Origin of the sequence: Flavobacterium sp., assembly GCF_021151785.1 — a bacterium.
Taxonomy (GTDB): domain Bacteria; phylum Bacteroidota; class Bacteroidia; order Flavobacteriales; family Flavobacteriaceae; genus Flavobacterium.
On record NZ_JAGKWP010000096.1, the window covers coordinates 1 to 8,735 of the forward strand.

2 protein-coding genes are annotated in these 8,735 nt (G+C 34.8%); both read left to right on the forward strand.

Translation table 11 applies throughout. The annotated features are described in order from the left end of the window. Window positions 1-9: 9 nt before the first annotated feature. A complete protein-coding gene (locus QZ824_RS09460; protein WP_291275776.1) occupies window positions 10-8,211 on the forward strand; it encodes a S8 family serine peptidase in 8,202 nt (2,733 codons plus the stop codon). Continuing rightward, on the forward strand, window positions 8,195-8,735 hold a 541-nt coding region (locus tag QZ824_RS09465), incomplete at its 3' end, for a hypothetical protein (protein ID WP_291275777.1). The genes QZ824_RS09460 and QZ824_RS09465, both read left to right, overlap by 17 nt.

Genomic DNA, 8,735 nt, shown 5'->3' on the forward strand with positions numbered 1-8,735 from the left:
ACGCACTTTTTGATTATTTCTATAAAAGATTATAATAATCATTTTATAGATGAACCATTAATTACATTGATTTATAAAGAAAATATTGTAGACATTCTTCCTGAAAAGGTATCACAGCGTTGGATATATAGAGATCTGCCTCATGGTCAATACAACCTTCTTGTACAAAAGGAAGGTCTAAAAGATTATACAATTCAGTTTCATATTAGGGAAAATGAACAAGAGCATTCTGAATCAATTGTACTTGGTTTACCAGGTATGAAGAGCTATTTTAATGGTATGTCATTAATTCCATTTAATCAACCTGAAAATCTAGTTGGTTTGTTATTATCCTCAAAAGAGGATTCGAGTTTATTAGATGAATATGTTCAAAATCATAATCTTGTTTACGAAATACTTTCTGCTAAGTTAATAAGGCAAAAATATAGAGTAATTCGTTTTCCTGATTTTCTGAATACTTCCGAATTAAAGAAGGAAAAGCATAACCTCGCACAACTATCTTATATTAAAGAGATTGGTTGTCTTGTTAAATACGATATAAATAATATTGCATTTTTAAATGGGCAAATTATTGTTGGTTTATCAAAAAAATTAACTGATGAAGAATTACAGCAATTTGCAGAGACCTTTAATTTTAATTTTGAATCAAGACTATCACATTCAGGTGGGGCAATAATATTTAAATATAAAGCTTTTCCTGATTTTAAATTTTTAGACCAAATAATTGAACTGTTAAATCAAACAATAGTTGATCATATTGAACCTCAGATTTTTTCACCATTTATTAATCATGGTCTTCCAAATAATATATATTTTCCTGAGCAATGGAACCATAAGATAATTAATACAGAAGGGGCTTGGGCTTTGCTAAAGAATAGAGGTATAGAATATGGTGATTCAGAAATTACAGTTGCTGTTGTTGATAGTGGGATAGAAAGTGTTACACTTCAGGATGATACTTTAACACCGACTCATAAAGCCTTTTATAATAAAGTAAAAACTTTTTATGATTTTACTCGACTTGTTCCTAATAATGATGAAATAGTTGATGATCATGGTACTATGGTAGCAGGTATCATTGGAGCATCAAATAGGGGTGAAGGAAGCGTCGGGGTCGGCCCTAATTTGCAATTAATGGGAATAAAATATCCTGGCAATATTTCTAACACAGCTAAAATGTTTACATGGATGGCAGGTTTAGATCCTTATTTTACTGGCACATCTAAACCAGCCTTATTTTATCCTGCATTACTAGGGGGGATAAATTCACCTGATATAGCAAATCACAGTTATGGTCTACCTTTTCCTATTAATGAGCTAAATAAAATAGTAAAAATAGGTATTAAGAATGCAGGTATTTATGGACGAATAGGTCGTGGAATGTTAAATTTTGCTTCTTCGGGTAATTCTGGGGACGTTATTGTTTCAACTGATTTGGCATATCAGGATTTTATGATAGCTGTTGGAGCATCTTCTCAGAATAACAATAATGAAGAAATATTTACTACTTATAGTACTTTTGGAATATTTACAAAAGCTGTGATTGAATTTTGTGCACCTGGTCATACAGATTATTTAAGAAATCAGGATAATCCACATGAATGGATAAGATTTGGCCCAGATGGTTATAGAGAAAATATTCATAAGCCTGATCAATATTATTCTATATACGCTCCATGTACTTTGAATATACTTGAGGATGATGGATTGGGTAGTGTACCTGAAGCACCTGCTAAACTTAATATAAAATTGCTTAAAAATGCATATGCAGGCCAGAATTATTTAGATGTTGATGATACATCTGGCCTTGTACCTGGTAAGTGGTTATTGATAGATAAAGATAATTCTGGCTATGGAGTGTATAATAATAATACCATTGAATTTGTAAAAATATCAAACCAAGATGAGTTCATTACAATACCAGTTTTTTATCGTGTTCAATTACAGACTAGCTTAAATAAAGACTATCTTACTAATATACCTATATATGTTCTATCAACATTTAAAGTCGGTTCATCAACAAGTCAAATTGGCTCTGTTGATATAGTATCAAAGATACTTACATTAAATTCTGTAAAAGGATTTTTAATAGGGCAGGATATTTTAATTGGAACCCCTTCAAACAATAGTAATAGAGAGAAAAATAAAATAAAAAATGTTGATTTTATAAATCAAAAAATTGAACTAGTTTACCCATTAAATTTACCAGAATCATCATATGAAGATCAACTTATTTTTGTTATTGGAGGTGAGATAAATACTAGATTAAATTTAACCGCCACTGCTGGTACAGAGACTCTTTCTGTAGAATCTACCTTAGGTATGGAAGTAGGACAGGCAATATTTATTGGGGCACCTTCTTCAACAAAGCCACATATAAGGGAGGCTCGTATTATCGAGTCAGTTATTGATGGACAAACGATAACGATTAAAGATGCTTTTAGTGCAGGGTATGCGGCATCAGGTATTGATCGTAAACTATATTATACGCAACTAACAGGAACGTCTGTTATTGGAGGTAGAGCATCAGGAGCTAATATGATGGGAGGGACTTCGGCCTCCTGTCCGACAGCATCAGGAATAGCTGGATTAGTATTATCCGTAAATAAAAATTTGAGTTGGGTAGAAGTACGACAATTAATGAGAGATAGTGCATTGCCATTTGATCTTGTCAGTACAGGATATAACACCAAAGAAAATAGTTCTCCAATTGCTGTATACAATCCTGATACTTGTTTTCTGAACCCTGGCACTGGAAATACTACTTTAAGCATAGCCGTTAATGTTGGCGATACTCGTATAGGAGTGTTAGATCCTGAGGGTTTTAGTATTGGTCAGGCAATTCAGATTGGGACATCAGAATTCAGAATAGTTAGAGATATTTCTGGAAATACATTGACCATCGATAAATTAATTTCTTCCTTTCCTGTAGGTACTAGTGTAATCGGTGGATTAATTCCATATTATAGCTATAGATCTGGTTATGGGCGTTTGGATGCTGCCGAAGCAGTGAAGGCTGCTATTGCTTATAAACATGAGTATCGTGATCTTGTTGTCCGGGATTATTTGGGAGATGAAGGAATAAATATTACAAATCCGGTTGTTAATCCGATAAATAGTCCGGATATCTGGATACGTAATCAACCGGCAGATTATGTTACCAATCCAATTGATTACCTTAAGGCTGCTCCGCATGAAAATCCTGCTCTTTATTCAGGAGATTCTGTATTTACAGGAACCGGGCTGAATGATCTTAAGGTTATTGCTGCTCGTTTTGAAAATACTGTTTATACCATTCAGATCAGTTCTGTTGGCTCCGGTAGTAATCCCGATAAGTTTAAATGGAAAAAAGATGGTGATGGATTTTCATCAGGAATTGCCATTACAGGTGAAGAGCAATTTATTGATGGGGAGAGTGTTTGTATCAAGTTTGAAGCAAAGAATGGTCATACTGACAATGATCAGTGGACAATTACTGTTCCTCAGCATAAAGCAAATGTGTACGCGCGGATAAAAAACATTGGTAATGGCGGTCCCGACGGCAGTATGAAGAGTCTGGATGCCTGGGTACGTTTTTATGTAGCGATTTCTGATGGAGAAGCTCCTACAGGTGTTATTGATAAAGATACAAATACAGCTGTCCAGTCACTTTTCTTATTCCCTCAGCAATGGTTGGATCAATATTCTATTGATTATTCTGATCCTGATAACCATGTTGATATAAGAGTTTTTGAAACAAATGAAACGTATTTCTTAGGTGAAGTCTTTATGCCACAGGATACTTTGGCTGCAGGCGGAGAGAAAATAGTATCGTTGCAATGGGATCAGAAATTTGTTCCGGATTTAAAATGTGGTCAAAAGATATTCCTGCTCGTTCAGGTTTCTCCGCATGATGGTGCCACTAATGGTATTGGTGCAGAATTTACCAATAATCTTTCCTATAGGGAAATTGTTTTTGCAAATGTGAATTTTCGGAATCCATACAATGGGGAGGATCTTGATAACTCTATGCAATTGGATTCTTCTTCCTTTCAGAATTTTCTCGTAGATATAAATGCAGGCATTGGTTCTATTGATGTAGCTGATATTATGGTTGAGGTTACAAGAACATTCCTTGGGAATGACATTACCGAAAAAGCGTTGTATAAAAAATCAGGGAATAACTGGAACTTGGTATTTACGCCATCTGCCAGCAATGCATGGACTAGTATTGAACAACCTGTTGTACAGGGCACCTCTGAAATTGCGACGGGAACACAAACTGCTGTTACATTTAAAGGCAGTGTTAATGTAACCGATCAATTAAGTAAAGTAACAATCAAGGCAACCATCAACAGTAGTGTTACGGGCGTGGTTATAAGTGAAAACATACATGAAACCACGATTATTACCAATGTAAATGCTCCAGAGGGTTCAGGCAGTGCTGGTATTCATAAAATGCCTCTTATTCCTAAATCCTGTGTTTTTGCAGAACTGAATAAAATTACTCAATCACCCGCATTGGCCTTTGGGCCTAATCCTGCAGATGCTTCAAATAAATTCAGAGTAACGAGTGGTTTCACAAGTACTGAATCTGTAAAAGCCTTTGCCGTTTTAAAGGGTGATATTTTTATCCAGAAATCTTCTGTTAATACAGTTAACCTGATTCTTAAACCTTCAGAAAATCCGGGATTGGATTTCTCTCCTATAAAATATTTCATCTATCGCGGATTACGTGCAGATGCATTTTTAGATGAAGATGACACAAAGGTAAGAAGCAAAACCGGCGCATCAGATTATATTAAAAGAGCCTGGGAAATATTTGAAAAAGAAAATAAGCAGGAAGGCGATACATTTTATAGCAAATTTATCGGATGGAATCCGACTGTTCAAACTGCAACAGACAAGATAGATGCAGCCTTCTTCCGGATCGATGCAGATTCACAATATTCAAAGGTTTCACGAGGTACATATCTTGGCGATTTTTATACAGATGGTGGTGCTGAATTTGGTTTTGAAGTTATCCTGGATGAACCGGATTATCACCCGGATCTCAGCATGGCAAGGAAACCATTCTATGAAATAAATGTCGTTGGAATGCCTGAAGCCACGGATGCAGAGAAATTTGCCAAGCGTGTAAAAAGAGAAGAAATACTCCGTTTCATTGATCCTGCTGTTTATTACAGCATACACAATACGGCAAAAGGATCTGTACAGGTTCCTGTTATAAGTGATGATGGTGTACCTGTAACTCAGGATCCTCCGCGGGACTTTGCTTCATATGGCCCGGGTTCCAGCGCTGAATTACATGATCCATCTTTCTCTGATCCCTCCTATGATCCTACAGTAACTGTTCCTGAAGCTAAGGAGACAGTATTTGAATTGAAGAAAGGAATTGATATTTACAATTCAGTTGTATCTAAATTTGCTACAGCAAATACACTATACATAGATATACGTAATGAGATCAAACGTTCGTATAATTTCTATACTAACTATAAAGGTGTCGGAGCAGATACAACTAATATTCAGACTGGTACTACATCTACGCTTTCTGCGTCACAGTATGCTACCAATGGATGGCCTTTGTTAATCAAATCAGACTCTGTAGCAACAACGAATGAAGTTAATGAGTTTCATCTTACATTAAGAATCAATGATAACAGGAGTCCGTTGTTGTTTGTGGAGCATGGACAGTTGAAGGTATTTTCAGATTCAGAACTTTTCAATCCGGCTAATACTACAGCCGATCCGGAAAAATTTGTTCAGGGATTAAACTTACTTACTTCTCTGGATACAAGCGGTGCCGCATGGACAAAAGATATTGTTTTCACATATCCGAATATTGAAAATACACTTGTAGCAGGAGAAAAGAAACCAATAGCATGGATCATTAAGCTGAACTACAACAGACTAATAGATTCTGCTACAACCTGGCCGGATACCGTTATTAAATATGACGATCCACTTGATCTGGCATTTGCAATAGATGATAATATAATATTATGGAATACTGTAAAACCTACTCAATGGTTGGCTTCTTTGGATAGTAAGTATATTGATGGCAGTGCATTTAATTATGGAGTTGTAGCTGATAGTGGAATTGCATTTGAAAAATTCAGATCTACAGATCCGGCAGAAGATGGAAGGGTAGTATTTTATAAAATGCCGACATCGTTATTCGTGTCTTCTCAAGAAAATACGAATCGCGTACCACAAATAGGTGGAGTTAATGCGTCTGAAGATTTTTTTGCAGTTCAAACAATATTCGCAAATCAGAATTTGAACTTTAATACAGTTATTGATAATACAGAGCAGGTATTAACATTTAATCTTCAAACGGATACAACGGCATCTTCATCAAATTTATTACAAGCCGGGCTTATATTAGGAATCACAAAAGCTGAATATAATACTTTGAAAAATATTTCTGGTTTAAATCAGAAAAGTGTTCGTTGTGAAAAAGTATCCGGAAGTCCTTTTACTGATAGCAATGGCAAAGTATATGAAAAGTATAAAATTGGAGTACAGGGATTAGACACATCCGGAATAAGTAGAATCAGTTATCCTTTAACTGATATATTTATTTATTCGACTAATGCAACTATGTATACTTCTGCAGCCTTTGCTGCACAGCAACCACTACCTTCTTTTTATAGCAGAAATCCTGAAGAAGTAAGAGGGGGGATGACAAAAAATTATGATACTCGATACACAATTGTTGGTATTGATCAATTAAATAAAAAAATTTCCATTCAAGGTTGGAAAATTGGTATATACCCCAAAGAGAAAATAACAATAGTTGATTCTTCAGCTAATAATAAGCCATATACTGTTGTTCATGTAAACGAGGCAGAAACAACAGTTATTGAGGTTAAAGAAACGATTCCTAGTCCTATTGTTGATGGAGCTGTGATTTGTGAGAAAAAATTATGGGAAGATTATTTTATCTATGATTTGGATGATTCTTTGACTGGTACAAAAATGGGGGATATAGTAGATGCGTTTGTCAACGCTGTAAATGTTACTACTGTTCCTGACGATACGAGTGCGGCTTCAAAACTTACTAATGCCGTAAACCTTTATGCACCTCAGATTCTGGATCGGGCAAGGGCTTTAGCATCTGCTTATGATTATGGAATTGCTGATGATCGAATTCTGTATTGGGCTCGTTTGAAAATGGAGGTTGCATTAAAAAATCATCCATCAGTGCTAAAAGATTTTGTATTAAGAGATCAACTTATTCTTAGCATGGAAGAAAAGTCAAGAGGATATAAAAGCGTTGATTTTTCTTCACAGCCTTCTCTTAAAAAAATATTGATTACCGGCTTTGACCCGTTTGGTCTAAAAGATAATCCTCTTCAGGGAAATCCGTCAGGTGCCACAGCTTTGGCTTTACATAATAAAATCATAAAGGATGATTCTAACAATCCGATAGGTTTTATTCAGACAATGATTGTACCTGTGCGATACAAAGATTTCGACGGACATGAAGGTGATGCTGGTAATGGCATTGGTATCATTGAAAAATATTTGGGACCTTATATAAAAGATAGTACAAAGAAGGTTGATTTAATTATGACTATGAGTCAGGATTTAGCACCTGATTTTTTAAATATAGATCGTTTTGCAACGATTATACGTGGCGGTTCACCAGATAATATGGGGGCTCGAAGATTAGCTGATAGCACTAGTCTGGATCTTCTTACGGATGCAAACCCTAATGTTGATGAAACTAAAAAATTCAATTGGATACAAACTACATTACCTAAGGATATGGTGCCTTCAATAGAGTACAATCCTGATAATAATAAATTTTATGTTTTCTATAATCAAAGCTTTTATATCGACGAAAATAAAAATCAGGATATTTGGGATGACTTGGGAAAACCAGTTGATAAAAGAAAAGATCCTAAATATTTTTCAATAAATAAACGAACCCCAGCTTATCTTCAAAAGAATGTTGTTATCAATTATGGTTCAGGAGGAACATATCTTTCTAATGAAATTTTCTATAGAGTAGCTTTACTAAGAGAACGATGGTTAGCCACACCTGCAGGAAATGGTAAAAAAATGCCAACCGGACATTTGCATGTACCTAAAATTCAACAACAGAAAACGGATGATATAAATCTTGTCAAAATGCAGCTGGTGATAAAAAAGATTTTCGAAAGATTACAAAAAGGTGTAATGAATATTGGAAATATATTTACAAATGAGTTTACGGATTAATTACATATTATTGCTGTTATTTATTTCTAACAATTTATGGGCTCAACCAAGTCCTGTAGATAGCTGTGTTGTTCCATATACTATTCGTTTTAGATTGTTTGAAGGTAAAAAACTTATTAAAAAAAATAATGAGCAATATGTTGTACATACGTCAAAACCTGAAGCGGAATCTGCATATCAAAATTGCCCCTGGCAAGCAGATTCTGTTTATGCTTTTATGCTTGCATTAGATAATAACATAAATAATCCTCCTTACATAATCTCTATAATTAGAAAAGAGGATACAATGAAAGTAGTAATTAAAAAAATTTATTATGATTGGTTTTATATAGATTCTTTACCCTTCATGGTTGGCCATTATGAAATAACACTTCCGGAAGACCCATTGAAATTTATTGATGGTAAAGTTTTTATGCATCAGTTATATAAGGAAGGAAAGTATGGATGGATTCTTACGCCGGCTTCATGGGATGCAATACGTGTTGATAAGAAAAAAATCACACGTATAAAAAAACAAAAAAATA